This is a genomic window from Barnesiella sp. An55 (genome assembly GCF_002161555.1).
Taxonomy (GTDB): Bacteria; Bacteroidota; Bacteroidia; order Bacteroidales; family Barnesiellaceae; genus Barnesiella; species Barnesiella merdipullorum.
The window spans coordinates 1-19,081 of record NZ_NFHZ01000012.1; the positions used below are offsets into that span (position 1 = coordinate 1).

A 19,081-nucleotide genomic window follows, 5' to 3' on the forward strand; every position below is an offset into this window, starting at 1 on the left:
GACCACATGTGAAGACCCACAGAAAAAGCATTTTTTGTGCCATATTTATAATAATCTTCACAAAGATATTAAAATCAATGCTTTACTGAGGTTTAATCCTGAATTTTGTCGACTAGGCCGTGATTGTAGGGGTATATAAGTAGAAGGGATGGCATATAAAAAGACGAGGAGCAAGAAGCTCCCCCTCTCAGATGTTTTCACAACGGAATAATCCTTATTGTGATTTGCTTTCAAATTTGTAGAGCAAATATAGGAATTCTTTCTTAATTATATTGTATATAGATAAATTTTTTTACATTTACAAAAAAATAGGGAATACTATAAACACACGATTAACATGAAAAATATATTGGGGCTGGATTTAGGGTCTTCGAGTATAGGTTGGGCTGTTGTTCATGAAGATGAAGATAATAGGGACTTGATAGCGATGGGAAGTCGTATTGTACAACTTTCGGTCGAGGAGTTGTCGTCGTTTACTCAAGGTAACGGAGAGTCGGTAAATGCTCAGCGGACACGGACTCGAGGACAGCGTAGGGGGTATGACCGTTACCAGTTGCGCAGGTCGGCACTGATAGAAAAGTTGCGGTCGTTGGGAATGTTGCCTGATGCTTCGTTGAGAGGATTGCCCAAGTTGCAATTGTGGGGATTGCGTTCTCGCGCGGTGACTGAGCAGATAGCTTTGCCTGAGTTGGGACGAGTGTTGCTGCATCTGAATCAGAAACGGGGATACAAATCGACCAAAAGTGATTTCTCGGGCGATAAGAAGACGACCGATTATGTGAAGACGATTCTCAACCGATACGACCAGTTGACGGCCGAGGGGTTGACCATTGGTCAGCATCTGTTCAAGGCGTTGAGTGCCGACCCTTTTTACCGCTGTAAAGAGCAGGTCTATCCACGCAAGGCGTATGTCGAGGAGTTTGACCGCTTGATGGCCTGCCAGCGACAGTTCTATCCGCAGATTCTGACCGATGAGAATATCCGTTGCATACGCGACGAGATTATATACTACCAACGGCCCCTGAAATCGTGCAAGCATTTGGTTTCGCTTTGCGAGTTTGAGAAGCGTGCCTATGAGAATGGGGCCGGCGAGAAGGTATTTGCCGGTCCTCGGGTTGCTCCCCGCACCTCTCCGCTGTTTCAGCTTTGCCGGTTGTGGGAGAGCATAAACCACATTGAGATCAGAGACCGCCGGAACGAGGTGATTGAGATTTCGCTGGAGCAGAAGAATCGGATATTGGATTTTATGAATACTCATGAAAAGCTCAAAATAGGCGATTTGATGAAGCTGTTGGGGTTGCCCAAGTCGGGCGGCTTTCGGTTTGGCGACCAGTTCAAGGCCGGGCTGCAGGGTAACAAGACCCGCATCGATATAGCCAAGGCTTTGGGCAATTATCCAGACCAGGAGCATTTGTTGCAGTTCAATGTTCGTGAGGTGGACTCTACACTGGTCGATGAAGAGACTGGCGAGATTCTGCCCATCATTGATACCTCGTTCGAGCAGGAACCGCTGTACAGACTTTGGCATGTACTCTATTCAATCGACGATCGCGAGCAGTTGCAGGCTGTGTTGCGCTGGCAGTTCGGTATCGACGACGAAGAGGTGCTCGCCCGCTTGAGTAAGCTCGATTTCGTGAAAGCCGGTTTTGGCAACAAATCGAGTAAGGCGATGCGCCGCATTTTGCCTTTCCTGCAACTGGGGCTGAACTATGCCGATGCGTGTGCTGCCGCCGGATACAATCATAGCCGTAGCGAGACCAAGGCCGAGAGCGAGGCGCGCCAACTGCTCGACCGCTTGCCGGCTATTCGCAAAAACGAGTTGCGGCAACCTGTGGTCGAGAAGATTCTTAACCAGATGGTCAACGTGGTAAATGCTCTCATGGAGAAGTATGGCCGTTTCGACGAGATACGGGTGGAGCTGGCTCGTGAGCTGAAGCAGAGCAAGGAGGAGCGGGAGAAGAGTTACAAGTCTATTCTGCGCACTCAGCGTGAGAACGAGCGGATTGCCGCCCGCATAGCCGAGTATGGCATCGCCACACGCTCGCGCATCCAGAAGTATAAGATGTGGGAAGAGACCGATCAATGTTGCATCTATTGCGGGCAGCCTGTAAAACTGAGTGATTTTTTGCAAGGATTCGGCGTGGAGGTCGAGCACATCATACCCCGGTCGTTGTATTTCGACAACAGCTTTATGAACAAGGTTTGTTCGTGCCGCCGCTGCAATAGCGAGAAGGGAAACAGAACCGCCTACGATTATATGGCGTCGAAAGATGCGGAGAGCTTCCAGAACTATCTCGGTCGGGTAAACGACCTGCTGGATCGGGGCAAGATATTGAAACCCAAGTGGCGCAATCTGCTTACCCCCGGTAAAGACATTCCCAAGGATTTTATAGACAGACAGTTGCGCGAGAGCCAGTATATTGCCCGCAAAGCTCGTGAGCTGCTCTCGATGGTGTGTCGCCAGGTAACGGCAACCAGCGGTACGGTGACCGATTTTCTGCGTCATACGTGGGGATGGGATACCGTGTTGCACGACCTGAACTTGCCCCGATATAAAGCGGTGGGGCTTACCGAGATGAAAGAGGTGCAGCACAACGGCAGTGTGATGAAACAAGAGCAGATAGTCGGGTGGACCAAGCGTCTCGACCATCGTCACCATGCCATCGATGCCCTCACGATAGCCTGTACCAAGCAGGGCTACATACAGCGGTTGAACAGCATGAACGCTCAAAGCAAGGTAGAAGGAGAAGAGGGAGAAGAAGATGTGCGCTCTCAAAATCTGGAACGGTATATCCAGTCGCAGCCCCATTTCACGGTAGCCCAGGTGCGTGAGGCAGCCGACAAGATATTGATTTCGTTCAAGGCCGGCAAGAAGTCGGTAACCCCCGGCAAGCGCTACACTCGCAAGAAGGGCAAGCGGGTGGTGGCTCAGCGTGGGTTGCTGGTGCCTCGCGGAGCCTTGAGCGAAGAGAGTGTATATGGCATTATTCGCCGATGGGAGAAAGACAAGCAGGGCAATCCCGTGCAAGTGCCGTATGCCGTGCTCAAATATCCCGTTGCTTCAATTGATTGCAAGTCTCTCAACAAAGTAGTTGACGAGGGTATCCGCCAGATACTCTCCGACCGTTTGGCCCAGTACGACGATGATCCCAAAAAGGCCTTTGCCACCCCTGTATATAGCGATGCCGAGGGGCGTGTCGCCATTCGCACCGTGCGGTGCCTGGCCCGGCCTGCGGTCGATACGTTGGTCCCGCTCAGGCGCAACGAGGCGGGGAGTCCGATAGCTTGGGCCAACCCCGGTAACAATCACCACGTAGCCATCTATCGCGACGAGGCCGGCAAGTATCGGGAGCAGATCGTTACCTTCTGGAATGCGGTCGATCGGCGAAGGGCCGGGCTTCCAGCCATTATCACGCAGCCACAAGCCGTGTGGGACAGTGTGTTGCAGCGAACCGACCTCTCTGAGGCCTTCCTGAAAACCCTCCCCGATGTGAAGTGGCAGTTTGTACTCTCTTTGCAGCAAAACGAAATGTTTATCCTGGGCATGAGCGACGAGGATTATCGCTATGCCATGGATCATCGCGACTATGCCTTGCTGAACAAGTACCTCTATCGGGTGCAAAATGTAAGTACAGGTGATTATCGCTTCAGATACCATGTAGAAACCAAGGTAGACGATGAATATGATGGAAAGCCCAATGCGACGTTGTCTATCCGTATGGGAAAATTGAAGCGGGTTCGTAGCATTAAAGCTCTATCGGAGTTAAATCCCCATAAGGTGCATTTGTCGGTGCTGGGTGAAATAGACGAAGCATTATGATTAAGCGCACACTATATTTCGGAAATCCTTCATACTTGAGCTTGCGCAACGGACAGTTGGTTTTGCGCCTGCCCGAGGTATCGAAAAACGATGCGTTGCCCGATACCTTCAAGCGGGAAGCCGAGCGAACAATTCCTATCGAAGATATAGGTGTCGTGGTACTTGATCATTCGCAAATTACAGTTACCCATGGACTGCTTGAGGCTCTACTCGAGAATAATTGTGCTGTAATTACCTGTGATAAGAACCGGATGCCCGTAGGGTTGATGCTACCCCTTTGCGGTAATACGACACAAACCGAGCGGTTTCGCCATCAACTCACAGCATCGCAACCGCTGAAGAAGCAACTGTGGCAACAGACCGTCCAGCAAAAGATTGCCAATCAGGCAGCCGTATTGGAATCGCGAGGTATCGGGGCGAGGAATATGCGAGCCTGGATAGGCGAGGTGCGCAGTGGCGATACCGGCAATATGGAAGCGCGTGCGGCAGCCTACTATTGGTCGGCACTCTTTCCCGAGTTCAAGGGGTTTCGGCGCGACCGGGAAGGCAATCCACCCAACCAGCTGCTCAACTATGGCTATGCTATTGTGCGAGCGGTGGTTGCGCGTGCATTGGTTGTTAGTGGCTTGTTGCCAACGTGGGGTATCCATCATCACAACCGCTACAATGCCTATTGCCTGGCCGATGATGTGATGGAACCCTATCGCCCCTATGTCGATAAATTGGTGTGCGATATTGTGGCAAGTGGAGCCGATTATGCGGTGATGACAACCGATTTGAAGGCTAAGCTGTTGTCTCTTCCTGTTGTAGAGGTGGATATACAAGGCCGTCGCAGTCCACTGATGGTGGCCGTAGCCCAAACTACGGCATCGCTTTATAAATGTTTTAGTGGAGAGCTGCGTAAAATTGTTTATCCTGAGATGTGATGAATCTCGACCGTTTTAGCGAATATCGCATTATGTGGGTCTTGGTGTTTTTCGATTTGCCAACAGAGACAAAACGGGAGCGAAAATACTATGCCGATTTTCGAAAGAAACTATTGCAAGATGGTTTTACCATGTTTCAATTCTCCATTTATGTGCGGCATTGCCCCAGCCGGGAGAATGCCGAGGTGCATATTCGTCGGGTAAAACTTTCATTACCTCCCCTGGGGAAAGTGGGTATTTTGTGTATTACCGATAAACAGTTTGGTCTCATGGAGATTTTCTATTCGGCCAAAGAGGCTAAACCTCAGGTGCCTCCTCAGCAACTCGAGCTTTTCTAAAAACAAAAAAGCCGATCATATAATCGGCTTTTTTATAAAATACAGCTTTGATTTTAAATCCTAACAGATTGTTTAACTGTTTGACTATAAATATGATGCACGTATTGTGCTGTATTTAATAAGTCAAAGATACAAATTTGAAAGCGAATCACAACGTCGAACGCTCAACTGACGGCCGATGAAAAGCTGTATTTAATAAGTCAAAGATACAAATTTGAAAGCGAATCACAACCCCATTGTTGCCGAACCCGAAGTTCCCGTTGCTGTATTTAATAAGTCAAAGATACAAATTTGAAAGCGAATCACAACAGGTACTATTTCGAGTAAGAGAATGAGAAAGCTGTATTTAATAAGTCAAAGATACAAATTTGAAAGCGAATCACAACGCAGCGAAAGACAGAAAACAGCTTGGGTATGCTGTATTTAATAAGTCAAAGATACAAATTTGAAAGCGAATCACAACAACGGGGACACCCGCCCGCTGATGGAGTATGCTGTATTTAATAAGTCAAAGATACAAATTTGAAAGCGAATCACAACTAGCGCGTCGATAGGGCTTGCCAGAGCGTTGCTGTATTTAATAAGTCAAAGATACAAATTTGAAAGCGAATCACAACAAAAAATACTGTTTCTTGAAATAGACAGTTGCTGTATTTAATAAGTCAAAGATACAAATTTGAAAGCGAATCACAACGGTGCATAATGGTCGTATCTCTCCCAGTTAGCTGTATTTAATAAGTCAAAGATACAAATTTGAAAGCGAATCACAACTGAAGCGTTGTTAATCAGCATAAGGACGAAGCTGTATTTAATAAGTCAAAGATACAAATTTGAAAGCGAATCACAACATACGAATACTCCGACGATGAATTGAAAAAGCTGTATTTAATAAGTCAAAGATACAAATTTGAAAGCGAATCACAACAAGAAACTGATGAAGTTGTAGATTATGGTGCTGTATTTAATAAGTCAAAGATACAAATTTGAAAGCGAATCACAACGCATAAGCTCGGGCTTTACAAACATTTTATGCTGTATTTAATAAGTCAAAGATACAAATTTGAAAGCGAATCACAACGCGAGGTATGGCTAACGTTTGAAGGGCTTGAGCTGTATTTAATAAGTCAAAGATACAAATTTGAAAGCGAATCACAACAGGCAACGGTTTGCTCGCCTCTATCCTGCCGCTGTATTTAATAAGTCAAAGATACAAATTTGAAAGCGAATCACAACAAACCAAGCCACCTTTTTGTCTGAGTATTGCTGTATTTAATAAGTCAAAGATACAAATTTGAAAGCGAATCACAACAACTGCACATTAAGCGAGGGGTGATTTACCGCTGTATTTAATAAGTCAAAGATACAAATTTGAAAGCGAATCACAACTAGCTGCTTGTAGTTGCCTTGTCAAGCCAGCTGTATTTAATAAGTCAAAGATACAAATTTGAAAGCGAATCACAACACACCGGCTATCTGTTGGGCCTCTTGGGAGCTGTATTTAATAAGTCAAAGATACAAATTTGAAAGCGAATCACAACACGCAAATATCAATAGACCCCGATTTGCTTGCTGTATTTAATAAGTCAAAGATACAAATTTGAAAGCGAATCACAACTTGTAGTAATTAGCAGTAACTGCATATGACGCTGTATTTAATAAGTCAAAGATACAAATTTGAAAGCGAATCACAACTGGCTCAGACAAACCGAAATATCGATAAGCGCTGTATTTAATAAGTCAAAGATACAAATTTGAAAGCGAATCACAACTTGTCGAGCTTGTAACACTGCCGTTTTCGGGCTGTATTTAATAAGTCAAAGATACAAATTTGAAAGCGAATCACAACGAGAAATAACGATTACAAAAAAGTAGATAAGCTGTATTTAATAAGTCAAAGATACAAATTTGAAAGCGAATCACAACTTCTGAGTCTTTCCTCCTGGTTGACCCCGAGCTGTATTTAATAAGTCAAAGATAGCGAAATGGCGAGTTTAGAGCAAATATATGAAGGAGCTTTGGGAGGATACCGCGCCCCGCGCGGCATCCAGTAATTTAGGCCTTTGTGCCCCAATGAGAGTCTATGAGGGGGTGGATGATGTATGTTTTCTTTTCCGCTGAATCATTCGCCCGATGGCATAGTCGGCACTTAGGAGCAGGGTGAGGGCGACGAGGGCGATGGCCAGGTGTATCCACTTGTGGTCGTTGTTGGCTTCTTGCTCGACGAGTCGGTAGAGGCGTGAATAGATGCCGGGAGAGACGGTGGAGCCGTCGCTTTTGATTACGTTTCGGGTGATGGAGATGTTGAGCAGTATTTCTCCCAGGTTATCGTTGAACCAAAGGGTGGGGTTTTGCCAGGCGGTTTGTAGAAAGTTCTCTTTGCCATAGGGGAGTAGTTCCCGTTTGAGTGTATTTGACGCCATGATCTTTTTCAAGACGGCATCGGTGAGGTATATGTCGTTTACGGTGACATACAGGTAGCCGGGCTGATGTGCGGTGAAGCTGTTCTTCTGCCCGCTGGCCAATTGTATGATGGCTTTGCACGAATCGCTGTCATAGGCGTTCCCGGCACTCTCGGAGTGGATATGGCAAAGGAGTGAACCGAATTGGGCATCGGCTTCTTTATAGATGCACAGGCTGTCGAATGTTTCGGTTTTTGCCGGGTAGGCGGTGTTGTTCCAATTGAAGTTTAGCCGGGCATTGTCTCGATTCTTGTCGTTCAAATCGGTTATGCGCCCGTAGAATGAGCCCGATGTGGTGATTTCTACGATGTCACCTTCGAGCAGTTCGACGCCGGTATTGGCCCAACAGATGGCGGTATTGAAGAGATAGACCGTGTGTTCGCGGCCGCAGGGCTGGTTCATGGTGATGGCGCCTCGAGAGTTGATGTCGCTGTTGGGCGGGAAGAGGAGCACGTTGTTTATGAGGAAGGCCAGCATCGACACGATGAGTACGATATAGACGATGATCATCGAGATGAAGATGATGGCGTTGAGTCGTGCCGAGGTGCGTTTGCTTTTCCATTCGCCGGTAAACATCCAGCATACGACAGAGGCTATCCAGTAGAAGAGTGCGACGATGCACATGAAGCAGGCATAGAGCAGGCGCAGCAGGGCCGTGAAGAAGGGAAACCGTTTGGTTGTGTCGTATTTCCAGAACGGTTTGATGCCCAGCGACTCGTTTCCCTTTATGTCGGGATTGTTGTCTTCGCCCAGCAATTCGGCGAAAAATGACTTGTCAACAATCTTGACATTGGCCGAGGTACCGGTGATGATACTGCGCTTGATCGTATCGATGAGTGAATTTAACCCCATTGCCATGCGATGTTACTTTTTTCGTTCGATAACAATTAAGAAAGAGCCCACGTTGTCCATGAACCAGGCGTCGAAATATTGCTTCTCTTTGTAGTAGATGAGTTCGTTTACAAGGGGGTAGTAGGCCCTTTTGGTTTTCTCTGCCTCTTCGGATTTTTCGCTTGTGAAGGGGTAGTAGCCGAGCCTGAGTCCTACGTATTGGTAGTTTGTCGAGTCGTTGGAGAAGATGAGCTCGTTGTATTTTTTGAGCTCCTCTATTTTGGGATTTTGCGATATACACTGCATGACTTTGTTGTAGTCTATCTTATTGGAACAGCGCAGGATAATTGAGTCGAGATTCTCGCGGTACATCTGATCGATGATTGTGTCGGTCAATACGATGTCGTTTACGGCAAAGTGGAGTATCCCGTCTTGTTTTATCTTCAACTTTTCGCGTCCTTTTCCTATGATCTCGATATTCTGTTTGTTGTCGAAGTGCGAGAGGGCCTCTTTGTCCCACGATATTTGGGTTTTCTGGTATTCGGCAGGGATTACCTGCATGAGCAGTTTGCCCACTTCGCATTGGTTGCTTATGCGGTATTTGGCGCGTAGCACATCGCGAGGTTCGGTCTTGTTCTGACCGTCGGTATCGACCCATTTGTCGGAGGGGAGAGAGTTGTTTTTGGCACTCTCTATGAGGTGGTGTATGGCGGTAAACGAGGCTCCCGACGCGCGTATGGTCAGCTCGTCGTTTTTGTGTACTTCTATACCCGAGTTGGCCCACAGTTCGGCCGTGTTGAAGAGCCAGTATATCACCTCCTTGTCTTCGGTTTTCATGATGGTGGCTCCGTAGAGGTTGGTCTGGATGACGTTGTAGGGGTAGAAGCTCTTGATCGAGATGACTACGAATACGAGCCCGGCGAACAACACGACGATGATGATAAAGAGCGACAGCAGCACACGCCACATCATGCGCGGGTTCTTGAGGGTCTCGAACAGCTGCTTGTGCCGCACGATGAGCACTTCGACTTTGGGATTTTCCGATTGGGCCGAAGGGGTGGTGTTATCGGTGTGTTTCGTCTCTTCTTTTTCCATGGCAAGATTAAGTAAGGTGGTATGATCTCTTCAGAAAGAGATGTAAATATACAAATAAATTTTAAATAGTTATAATCCTGTGTCGGGAATATGCAGCCTGGGCTTGGAATATGAGTATGGGTTGTGAGCCTGTTTTCTATTGTTTTGCAAAGACTTATTATTCGGCTTTGTCGGTCTCGTCGTCATCTTCGTCTTTGTGAGCCGGTTTCACCACCCAGGCGCTGATTTCATAAAGAGCATAGAGAGGAACGAATACGACCGAGAGTGTGAAGGGGTCGCTCGAGGGGGTAATGAGGGCGGCCAGGATGAGCAGAATGACGATTGCATGACGACGATAGGTCTTGAAGAACCGCCGGGTAATGAGCCCCATGTTTGACAGCAGCCAGCAAAGGAGCGGCAATTCGAAAACCAAACCCATGATGAAGTTGAGGGTGAGGAAGTTGTTCATGTAGGAGTCGAGAGAAATTTGGTTGGGGACCAGTTCGCTCACCTGATACTCGGCCAGGAACCGCAGGGTGAGGGGGAATACCAGAAAATAACCTACGGCAATGCCTATGAAAAACATGATGTTGCCCGCCAGAAAGGCGCCTCGGGCATGACGCTTTTCGCCGGCATAGAGTCCCGGACTGATGAAGCTCCACAATTCGTAAATGACGTATGGAAAGGCGACCAACAGGGCCAGCCACATGGAGGTGCTCATGTGGATGAAGAACTGCGATGCCAGTTGTATGTTGATGAGTTTTACCTCGAACTGGTCGTTGCAGAAATCGGGTAGAATAGCCGTGTGCTGATTGAGCGCACACAGCCAGCGATACAGGATAAAATCGGAGTGGCAAGGGGCCAGTATGATGCTGTCGAAGATGTAGGGCATGAGGGCAAAGAATACGACAGACAAGAGGATAATGGCGCCGATAGAGCGCAGGATGACCTTGCGCAAGTCTTCGACGTGATCCCAAAAACTCATCTCTTTCAATTCGTTGCTCATACCAATACAATGATTCTCCTCGCAGGTTTACCTGCTGCGGGGTAACGACCAAACAGAAATTCTACCGTTGTTGTACTCGACGGGTTGTGACAAGGGTGTCGGGATTATTTGTTTCCCTCTTTGGGAAGTTCTTTGGCCTTCTCTTTGTTGTCGGGGGCGGGAGTGGTATTTATTTCGTCTTCGATTTCGTTCATGCCCTTTTTGAAACTGCGTACACCTTTTCCTATTCCGTGCATCAGTTCGGGTATTTTCTTGCCACCGAACAAGAGCAGAATCACCACAAAGATGATGATAACCTCAGTGGTCCCCAGATTCCCGAAAAGTAGCAATATCGCAGAAAGTGTATTCATTTTGTTGTCTGTTTAGTGTTTACGGAACAAAATAAGAAAGAATATTTGTATAATACAACAAATCTATATCAAAATTGATTAATACGCTTTTGTGGAGGGAATGGGCAACGATATCTGTTTCGTGGAGTGGTAATACGACAGGGGCTTGCCTCTTCTCGTGGCAAGCCCCTGTCGTATGTGAAAACTACAACGTTACCTTTTATTGCAGGTGGGTAGAACCGGTGTTGTTGTGCATAATTTCGTCGATTTTGTCTTTCATCGCCTGGCCGCGCAAGCCACGAGCTACAATCTTTCCATCGGGGGCAAACAGGATGATGTGGGGTATTCCCTCGATCTTGTAGAGGTCGGTAGGAATTCGTTGGGCATTGATGATTTGAGGCCAGGCAATCTCCAGTTCGGCTATTGCCTGAAGTGTATTTTGGGGTTCATCCCACACGGCAACGCCCAGGATTTCGAGCCCTTGGTCGTGGTATTTGTCGTAGATTTCCTTGAGGTATGGCATCTCTTGGCGGCAGGGACCGCACCAAGAGGCCCAGAAATCGACCAATACATATTTGCCTTTCCCTACATAGTCCGACAGCGAAACTTCCGTGTTGTCGGGTTGTTCGATGGTAAAGTCGGTAAACAGAGATCTCGAAGCTGTTTTTCGCCACTCGTCAACTACCTCGATGAGCGGTGTGACGAGTGCGTTGTTCGTTATGTTTTCGCCGGCCAGGTTGAGAACCGAGTCGAGACGGGCCGGAGGCAAGAAATTGCTCCAGTAGTACAAGACGTATGCGCCCAATGCATTGTCGTTATTGCGGTCGAAGTAGCTGGACGAGAGGTTGTCTATGCTGTTTTGGAAAGAGGTGTAGATTTTTAGTATCTGTTCTTGGGGTGCCGAGTCGGCAATCAGTTGGTTCATCTCTTCTTGATAGCGACGAAGTTTTAAGTTTGTGGAGTCGATGTCGGACAGGAATCGAGTTAAGTCGTCGTTAAGGGGAGTCCCCGAAATTTTATTCTCCTTGCCAAGTTCGGCATGGATTTTCCCGTTTTCGACAATTATCGCGGCGCGATAGGGGCGTACTTGCAGCAGGCCTACAAAGGCGGTGTCGGCTTTGCCGGTGAATGAAAACTTGTTGTCGGTAATTATTTCGCTGTCGATAGCCTCGTGCGAGGCCATGTCGGTCAAGTAAACCATGTGACCGTTGAGAGTCGAGTCGGTTACGATACCTTCGATGGTGTAGGACGGCGGGGGTGTGTTGCACGAGATAATCGTGGTGGCAATTGCGGTCATTGCCAGCAGATGGATTTTGTTTTTCATGATATCGAAATTTTATGTAATGGCCACAAAGATAGAAATTTTTAATAAAGAAATAGTTATTTATAGTGGCCTCTTTGGGCGGTGAGCTTCTATTTTACTCTTAAAAATGATATTGATATGTAAAAGTTTGCTCATCCTGATAAATTGATTTAACTTTGCAGCGATTTTGGAATAAGGAAAAATTTCCGTAATTAAAAAACAATAGAAATGAAAGCATTTGTATTTCCCGGACAAGGGGCACAATTCGTAGGTATGGGTAAAGACCTCTACGAGAACAACCCCGTAGCCAAAGAGATGTTCGATAAGGCCAACGAGATATTGGGCTTCAATATCACCGACCTGATGTTTAACGGTACCGACGAGGACCTGCGTCAGACCAAGGTTACCCAGCCGGCCATCTTCTTGCACTCGGTCATTTTGGCCAAGACGATGGGCGACAAATTCGATCCCGATATGGTAGCCGGTCACTCGCTGGGTGAATTCTCGGCTTTGGTAGCCGCCGGAGCTTTGTCGTTTGAGGATGGTGTACGTCTGGTTTCGGCTCGTGCCCAAGCCATGCAGAAGGCTTGCGAAGCCCATCCCTCTACCATGGCAGCCATCATTGCTCTGCCGGATGCGAAAGTAGAGGAAATCTGCGCATCGGTAGCCGCCGAAGGCGAAGTTTGTGTGGCCGCCAACTACAACTGCCCGGGACAGATTGTGATTTCGGGAAGCATTGAAGGCATCAACAAGGCTTGCGAACTGATGAAAGCTGCCGGCGCCAAACGTGCCCTCCCGCTGAAAGTGGGCGGTGCCTTCCACTCGCCGCTGATGGAGCCCGCTCGTGCCGAGTTGGCCGACGCTATCGCTCACACCAACTTCCACACGCCCAAGTGCCCCGTTTATCAGAATGTAAACGCTCAGCCGCAAACCGATCCCGAGGAGATCAAGAAAAACCTGATTGCTCAGTTGACGGCTCCCGTGCGTTGGACTCAATCGGTTCAAAACATGATTGCTGCCGGTGCCGATACCTTTATCGAGGTAGGTCCCGGTGCCGTACTGCAAGGTTTGGTCAAGAAGATTTCGTCTGAAGTAACCACTTCGGGTGTACAGTAAACAAGACGCTGTCGAGATAAACGAGAGGCGATGACCCGCGGGGTTGTCGCCTCTTTTTTTGTCAGGACGAGAATCGCTTGCGAATGAGCCGGTTCAGCGGCTGTTCGATATATTGGTGAGCTATATAGGCTGCGGCGACGTTTGTCACCAGGGCAACGACAAATTCACCGGCAAGCGGGAGAGACAGATGCAGATGGTGGAGTACGATTCTTACCCCCTGTATTACCAGGTAGTGAAACAGGTAGAAGGCAAAGCTAATTTCGCCCAACTTCACACATAGGGGGTGTGAGAGTAATCGTGACAGAGTTCCTCGGTGAAAGTAGAAGGAGGCGATGAGCAATCCCATAGGCAGCCAGTACCACACGCTGCGGCGGAAGGATACCGGGATAAAGAAGGCCAGGCAGTAAGCCGCAACGAGCAGGAGCAAGGCCAGCCATTCGAGGCGGGTATAGTGCCTTTGCTGTGGGTGGCGCGACTCCCACCAGCGACAAAGGTTGTAGAGGGCGATTCCCAATACGAAGTCAAAGATGCGGAAGAGAGGATTGATATAGAGCGTCCAGTGTTCCCAAGGGTTGTTGCGCAAGAGGTAGGCCGAAAGCACAATGCCGATGCCCAGGAGACTCCAGAGCGTGAGGGCTCCTCGTCGCCGGTCACGGACGGTCGAGAATATAATCACAGGAAAGAGGGCGTAAAAGAAAGCCTCGTCGGAGAGGCTCCAACTTACCGAGTTGAACAGAAATTCTTGTCCTGGAATGAAACTTTGCAACAACAAGGTATTGATGGCCAGTTCGCCGAAGTCGCCAGCCGAGGGATGGACAAAGAATTGCAAAAAGAAGAGCGACGCGAGCAGTGCCAGCAGGTGCAACGGATATATGCGGGCCACGCGGGCTACATAGAACGAGCGTACGGTAGCCGTACCTTCAATGAGCCGTTGCTGGTAGGTATAGGCCAGGATAAACCCGCTCAGCATGAAAAAGAAACTCACTCCGGCATATCCCTCGCGAAAGAGATGCCACAAGAAGCCGGGCTCCTCGTGGAGAAATAGGTTCATGTGGCTCATGAATACCAAAAAGGCAAACACGAAGCGTAGCGAGGTAAGGGGTTTGATCATGAATTTCTCTTTTGTAAGTTGTCATAAGGACATACAAAAGTAGGAAATGGCGGGGGTCGAGGCAAATGAAAACGGAGTTTTCTGATAGCCTGTACCGGGTCGCGGGGATGGGAATGAGCATACCGGGGGGACGGTGGAGAGTGGAGAGCCATCCCTTTTTCATGTTCTTTAGATAAGTTATGATTTGATTCAACAAAAAACTCGAGCCTGCTTGGCTTTTTTACATTCACCTTTTCGTATCTTTGTAGGGGTAAAAAGGTAAGATATGAATATCTTCGATGATTTTCTGGCAGCCATATCCGACACAGAGGTGACCATTGCCTCGGCTACCTTCAAGTTGGCCCTGAGCCTGTTGTTGGGTGGCATCGTTGGCTTTGAGCGAAAGCGAAAGGGTCAGGTGGCCGGAGCCCGCACCTTTGCTCTTATTTCGATGGGGGCAACGCTGGCGATGATTGTGTCGATTTACATTCCACAAGTCTATTTGGGATTGAAAAACGGTGACCCCGGTCGGGTGGCCGCGCAGGTGATTACGGGTGTAGGTTTCTTGGGTGCCGGGGCCATTATCCAGACCAAAGGTTCGGTGCGTGGGTTGACTACCGCCGCGGGCATTTGGATGGTGGCCGCTCTGGGTCTGGCCGTGGGCGTGGGGCTCTATTGGGTTGCAATCATTTCGACGGCGCTTATCCTCTTTACGCTGGTGAGTCTCGAACAGTATGAACGACATGCCAAGCTCGATTGGGAGGGCCGCATCATTCACCTGCGAACCAACGAGATTGTGGAGGAGCTCGAGCCCTACAAGCAGTTGTTGGGGCAGTATAACGTTTCGTTGCACAACGTGTTGGTCGAGTATAATTATGGGGAGCAGAAGACCGATTTGAAGTTTGTCGTGCTTGCTCGCTCGACAACCGATTTTATCTCGCTTTTTGCCCGCATGCGAAATCTGTATCGAACCGAATATATTTCTCTTCAAAACGAAATCTGATTATGGGAGGGTTGGATTCACTCATTACCGATTTGGCCCTTATCTTGATAGTGGCCGGGGTGGTAACCTTGCTGTTTAAGAAACTCCGGCAACCTGTTGTGCTGGGATATATCGTGGCCGGTTTTCTGGTGGGCCCCAATTTCGGTTTTTTCCCTACAATTATCGACGAGGCCGATATCAATCTGTGGGCCGAGTTGGGTATTATCGTACTTTTGTTTTCTCTGGGGCTGGAGTTTAGCTTCAAGAAGCTGTTTCAGGTGGGCTCGTCGGCTGTGATTACGGCGTTGGTAGTTGTGGCGGGCATGATGTTTGTCGGCTATGGAGCCGGCCGATTGCTGCACTTTACCTACCTCGACAGTGTCTTTTTGGGAGCGATGCTCTCCATGTCGTCCACAACCATTATTATCAAGGCTTTCACCGATTTGAACCTACGGAAGAAAGCTTTTGCCAATTTAGTATTCGGCGTGCTCATTGTTGAGGATCTTTTTGCCGTGGTGATGATGGTGATACTCTCGTCGATTGCGGTAAAGAATACATTCGAAGGGGCCGAGTTGCTCGAGAGCGTAGCCAAGCTGGTCTTTTTCCTCATCATCTGGTTTGTGGTGGGGGTGGCCGTGCTGCCGATTTTCCTGAAAAAGGCTCGCCGCTTCTTGAACGACGAGACGCTGTTGATTGTCTCGATGGGCCTCTGCCTGGGCATGGTTGTGCTAGCCACTTATGTAGGATTCTCTTCGGCTCTGGGAGCCTTTGTCATGGGGTCGATTCTGGCCGGTACCAACGAGGCCGAGCGCATTGGCAAGGTAGTGGGCCCGGTCAAAGACCTCTTCGGTGCCATCTTTTTCGTGTCGGTGGGCATGCTTGTAAGTCCCGATGCGTTGAGCCAGTATGCTTTGCCCATCTGTCTGCTGTCGCTGGTCGTTATTGTGGGACAGGTATTCTTTGGCACGGTAGGTATGCTGGCCTCGGGACAGTCGCTCAAGATATCGATGCAGTCGGGTTTCAGCTTCTCCCAGATCGGTGAGTTTGCCTTTATCATCGCCTCGTTGGGTATGTCGCTCAATGTGATCGACAAGTTTCTCTATCCCATCGTGGTAGCCGTGTCGGTAATTACTACTTTCCTCACGCCCTACTGCATACGCCTGTCCGACCCGGCATATGGCTGGGTAGAGCGGCATGTGCCCGAGAAGTGGCTCTCGGTTATCGACCGGTACAGCCAGAGTCAAACCGAGATTAAACCGCACAAGGCCGTGTGGAAAGAGGCTCTTACCCAATATCTGTGGCGAGTCGTACTCTATTCGGCTATCATCGTGGCTATCATTCTCATCTCCAAGTCATGGTTCATGCCTCTCATGCTCGATATTCTGCCTGGCTGGGGCCGGCTCATTACGGCTGTGGTGACACTGGTTGTCATGTCGCCCTTTTTGTGGGCCCTCATGGTCAAGGAGGTGAACATGAATCTAATCAAAAAACTGGGTGAGGGCAGGGCCAACCGGGTACCGCTCACGCTGATGATCGTATTCCGCATTCTGCTGGCTCTCTTCTTCATCATCTACTACCTCTCGAGTGTACATTCTCAACGCACGGGTGTATTGTTGGGGCTGGGGCTCTTTATCGTGGTACTCATTCTGTTGTCGAAGCGCATCCAGAAACAGTTCACACGCATCGAGACCCTCTTTATGGACAACCTCAACGAACGGGAGTTACGCAAGACCGGCCGCAATACGAGCTTGGTGAGCGACATGCACCTGGCCTATATGGATGTGAATGCCGATTGTCCCTTTGCCGGGCGCCGGCTCATGGACTCGAACCTGCGCAAGGAGTATGGCGTGAACGTGGTGAGCATCCAGCGCGGCACGAAACGCATCAATATACCCAAGGGCGAGACCCGCATCTTCCCCGGCGATACGATAGGGGTTATCGGTACCGATGACCAGATACAGTCGCTGCTCGCTGTGGTCGAGGGCAGCTCTTCGACCGACGACGAGAGCGAAAACAAGGAGGTGACCTTCACTCATGTGGTGGTGCCCGACGATTCGCCGCTGATTGGGCAGACCAGTTCGTCGCTCAATATCCGCAACCAGGACAACTGCCTTATCGTGGGTATCGAGCGGGCCGACGGGACCTTCCACCAGCCCGACGGGCAGATACGCTTCGAGGCCCACGACGTCATTTGGCTGGCCGGCGAGCCCGACAACATCAAGCAGTTGACGCGCGAAAAGATTATGAACAATCCAATACAACACACATAAAGACCTACGATTATGCAGGAAAAGATTATTATTCTCGATTTCGGATCCCAGTACACTCAGCTTATCGCCCGCCGTTTGCGGGAGCTGAATACCTACTGCGAAATCTTGCCCTACAACAAGTTTCCCTATGGCGACGAGGGTATCAAGGGTGTTATTCTCTCGGGGAGTCCCTACTCGGTAAACGATCCTCAGGCTCTCTTTGTCGATTTGAGTCACATCCGCGGTGTCTATCCGGTGCTCGGTGTCTGCTATGGAGCTCAGTTCCTGGCCCACACTTCGGGCGGGAAAGTCGAGTCGGCCGATACCCGTGAATACGGGCGAGCCAACCTGGCCTGGCACGACGACAGCGATCCCCTCATGCACGGTGTGCGCGAGAACTCTACGGTGTGGATGTCGCATGGTGACTCCATCACGGTCATTCCCCCGTCGTTCAAGCTCGTGGCCAGTACCCACGAGGTAAAGACCGCCGCTTTCCACATCGAGGGTGAGCCGACCTGGGGCGTGCAGTTCCACCCCGAGGTGTATCACAGCGAAGACGGTACCCTGTTGCTCACCAACTTCGTGCGCGACATTTGTCACTGCAACATGGACTGGACGCCTGCCTCGTTTATCGAGCACACGGTGGCCCAGTTGCAAGCCAAGTTGGGCGACGACAAGGTGGTGTTGGCTCTCTCGGGAGGTGTCGATTCGACCGTAGCCGCCGTACTGCTCAACAAGGCCATTGGCAGCCGACTCACCTGTATCTTTGTCGATAACGGGTTGTTGCGCAAGAACGAGTTCGAGAGCGTGCTGGCCAACTACAAGGATATGGGCCTCAACGTGCTGGGCATCGATGCCAAAGACTATTTCTACGAACAGTTAAAAGGGGTGACCGACCCCGAGAAGAAACGCAAGATCATCGGCAAAGGTTTCATCGATATCTTCGACCGCGAAGCCCGCAAGCTTACCGATATCAAGTGGCTGGCTCAAGGTACGATCTATCCCGATGTAATCGAGTCGCTCTCGATTACCGGCATGACCATCAAGTCGCATCACAACGTGGGTGGGCTGCCCGAGAAGATGAATCTGAAGCTGGTAGAGCCTTTGCGCCTGCTCTTCAAGGACGAGGTGCGCCGCGTGGGCCGCGAGCTGGGTATCAGCAACAAACTCATCGGGCGTCATCCCTTCCCCGGTCCCGGACTGGGCGTGCGTATCCTGGGCGATATCACCCCCGAGAAGGTGCGCATCCTGCAAGATGCCGACCACATCTTCATCCAGGGGCTCATCGATAACGACCTCTACGACAAGGTATGGCAGGCCGGTGTGATACTGCTGCCGGTACAGTCGGTAGGTGTGATGGGCGATGAGCGTACCTATGAGCGTGCCGTGGCCTTGCGTGCCGTACTCTCGACCGACGGTATGACTGCCGACTGGGCCCGCCTTCCCTACGAGTTCCTGGCCAAGGTATCGAACGATATCATCAACAAGGTGCGTGGCGTGAACCGCGTAGTCTATGATATCAGTTCCAAACCGCCTTCGACAATCGAGTGGGAGTAAG

13 protein-coding genes and 1 CRISPR repeat array are annotated in these 19,081 nt (G+C 49.5%); of the genes, 7 read left to right on the plus strand and 6 right to left on the minus strand.

Annotated features, from left to right (window positions below):
- The first annotated feature begins 337 nt into the window (after window positions 1-337).
- Genes cas9 through cas2 form a run of 3 tightly spaced genes read left to right on the plus strand, consistent with a single transcriptional unit; the run spans window position 338 to window position 5,084 of the window.
- Window positions 338-3,820 (plus strand): type II CRISPR RNA-guided endonuclease Cas9, encoded by a 3,483-nt coding sequence (gene cas9 / locus B5G10_RS08250; protein ID WP_087424264.1) that lies wholly within the window; start codon window positions 338-340, stop codon window positions 3,818-3,820.
- Window positions 3,817-4,746 carry a type II CRISPR-associated endonuclease Cas1 gene (gene cas1, locus B5G10_RS08255; protein WP_087424265.1) on the plus strand — a complete coding sequence of 310 codons (930 nt, stop codon included), beginning with the start codon at window positions 3,817-3,819 and terminating at the stop codon, window positions 4,744-4,746. The genes cas9 and cas1 overlap by 4 nt, the downstream gene beginning before the upstream one ends.
- Entirely contained in the window at window positions 4,746-5,084 is a 339-nt protein-coding gene (gene cas2 / locus B5G10_RS08260) for a CRISPR-associated endonuclease Cas2 (RefSeq protein ID WP_087424266.1), read from the plus strand. Before cas1 ends, cas2 begins: the two co-directional genes overlap by 1 nt.
- Before the next feature lie 108 nt (window positions 5,085-5,192).
- A CRISPR array of direct repeats spans window positions 5,193-7,061; the repeat unit is 24 nt; unit sequence GCTGTATTTAATAAGTCAAAGATA.
- 101 nt (window positions 7,062-7,162) lie between these two features.
- Here cas2 and B5G10_RS08265 read toward each other — a convergent pair.
- The 5 genes from B5G10_RS08265 to B5G10_RS08285 all read right to left on the minus strand — a co-directional run bounded on the left by B5G10_RS08265 (window position 7,163) and on the right by B5G10_RS08285 (window position 12,107).
- Entirely contained in the window at window positions 7,163-8,401 is a 1,239-nt protein-coding gene (locus tag B5G10_RS08265; protein ID WP_143241100.1) for a hypothetical protein, read from the minus strand.
- Window positions 8,402-8,407: 6 nt separating this feature from the next.
- Window positions 8,408-9,469 carry a hypothetical protein gene (locus B5G10_RS08270; RefSeq protein ID WP_087424268.1) on the minus strand — a complete coding sequence of 354 codons (1,062 nt, stop codon included), beginning with the start codon at window positions 9,467-9,469 and terminating at the stop codon, window positions 8,408-8,410.
- A 157-nt stretch (window positions 9,470-9,626) separates the two neighbouring features.
- Complete coding sequence (gene tatC / locus B5G10_RS08275) at window positions 9,627-10,454, minus strand: twin-arginine translocase subunit TatC (protein ID WP_087424269.1); 828 nt, start codon at window positions 10,452-10,454, stop codon at window positions 9,627-9,629.
- Window positions 10,455-10,558: 104 nt separating this feature from the next.
- Entirely contained in the window at window positions 10,559-10,804 is a 246-nt protein-coding gene (locus B5G10_RS08280; RefSeq protein WP_087424270.1) for a twin-arginine translocase TatA/TatE family subunit, read from the minus strand.
- A gap of 199 nt (window positions 10,805-11,003) precedes the next feature.
- The gene (locus B5G10_RS08285; protein ID WP_087424271.1) at window positions 11,004-12,107 is read right to left on the minus strand and encodes a TlpA disulfide reductase family protein; all 1,104 of its coding nucleotides are present in this window, start codon (window positions 12,105-12,107) and stop codon (window positions 11,004-11,006) included.
- A 207-nt stretch (window positions 12,108-12,314) separates the two neighbouring features.
- Here B5G10_RS08285 and fabD point away from each other — a divergent pair, with 207 nt between their 5' ends.
- The gene (fabD, locus tag B5G10_RS08290; protein WP_087424272.1) at window positions 12,315-13,202 is read left to right on the plus strand and encodes an ACP S-malonyltransferase; all 888 of its coding nucleotides are present in this window, start codon (window positions 12,315-12,317) and stop codon (window positions 13,200-13,202) included.
- A 61-nt stretch (window positions 13,203-13,263) separates the two neighbouring features.
- On the opposite strand, the gene B5G10_RS08295 is transcribed toward fabD, so the two are convergent.
- Complete coding sequence (locus B5G10_RS08295; RefSeq protein WP_087424273.1) at window positions 13,264-14,313, minus strand: acyltransferase; 1,050 nt, start codon at window positions 14,311-14,313, stop codon at window positions 13,264-13,266.
- 265 nt (window positions 14,314-14,578) lie between these two features.
- Between B5G10_RS08295 and B5G10_RS08300 the strand changes: the two genes are divergently transcribed.
- The 3 genes from B5G10_RS08300 to guaA are packed head-to-tail and all read left to right on the plus strand — an operon-like array spanning window position 14,579 to window position 19,080.
- On the plus strand, window positions 14,579-15,295 hold the full coding sequence (locus tag B5G10_RS08300; RefSeq protein WP_087424274.1) for an MgtC/SapB family protein: 717 nt from the start codon (window positions 14,579-14,581) through the stop codon (window positions 15,293-15,295).
- Window positions 15,296-15,297: 2 nt separating this feature from the next.
- Window positions 15,298-17,544 (plus strand): cation:proton antiporter, encoded by a 2,247-nt coding sequence (locus tag B5G10_RS08305; protein WP_087424275.1) that lies wholly within the window; start codon window positions 15,298-15,300, stop codon window positions 17,542-17,544.
- Between the two features lie 12 nt (window positions 17,545-17,556).
- Window positions 17,557-19,080 carry a glutamine-hydrolyzing GMP synthase gene (gene guaA, locus B5G10_RS08310; protein WP_087424276.1) on the plus strand — a complete coding sequence of 508 codons (1,524 nt, stop codon included), beginning with the start codon at window positions 17,557-17,559 and terminating at the stop codon, window positions 19,078-19,080.
- The last annotated feature ends 1 nt before the right edge of the window (window position 19,081 follow it).

Coding starts and splice junctions, on each gene's coding strand:
- B5G10_RS08280 (WP_087424270.1), bottom strand. CDS start 10,804: ATGAATACACTTTCTGCGATATTGCTACTTTTCGGGAATCTGGGGACC.
- cas9 (WP_087424264.1), top strand. CDS start 338: ATGAAAAATATATTGGGGCTGGATTTAGGGTCTTCGAGTATAGGTTGG.
- cas1 (WP_087424265.1), top strand. CDS start 3,817: ATGATTAAGCGCACACTATATTTCGGAAATCCTTCATACTTGAGCTTG.
- guaA (WP_087424276.1), top strand. CDS start 17,557: ATGCAGGAAAAGATTATTATTCTCGATTTCGGATCCCAGTACACTCAG.
- B5G10_RS08285 (WP_087424271.1), bottom strand. CDS start 12,107: ATGAAAAACAAAATCCATCTGCTGGCAATGACCGCAATTGCCACCACG.
- B5G10_RS08300 (WP_087424274.1), top strand. CDS start 14,579: ATGAATATCTTCGATGATTTTCTGGCAGCCATATCCGACACAGAGGTG.
- cas2 (WP_087424266.1), top strand. CDS start 4,746: ATGAATCTCGACCGTTTTAGCGAATATCGCATTATGTGGGTCTTGGTG.
- B5G10_RS08265 (WP_143241100.1), bottom strand. CDS start 8,401: ATGGCAATGGGGTTAAATTCACTCATCGATACGATCAAGCGCAGTATC.
- B5G10_RS08295 (WP_087424273.1), bottom strand. CDS start 14,313: ATGATCAAACCCCTTACCTCGCTACGCTTCGTGTTTGCCTTTTTGGTA.
- fabD (WP_087424272.1), top strand. CDS start 12,315: ATGAAAGCATTTGTATTTCCCGGACAAGGGGCACAATTCGTAGGTATG.
- B5G10_RS08305 (WP_087424275.1), top strand. CDS start 15,298: ATGGGAGGGTTGGATTCACTCATTACCGATTTGGCCCTTATCTTGATA.
- B5G10_RS08270 (WP_087424268.1), bottom strand. CDS start 9,469: ATGGAAAAAGAAGAGACGAAACACACCGATAACACCACCCCTTCGGCC.
- tatC (WP_087424269.1), bottom strand. CDS start 10,454: ATGAGCAACGAATTGAAAGAGATGAGTTTTTGGGATCACGTCGAAGAC.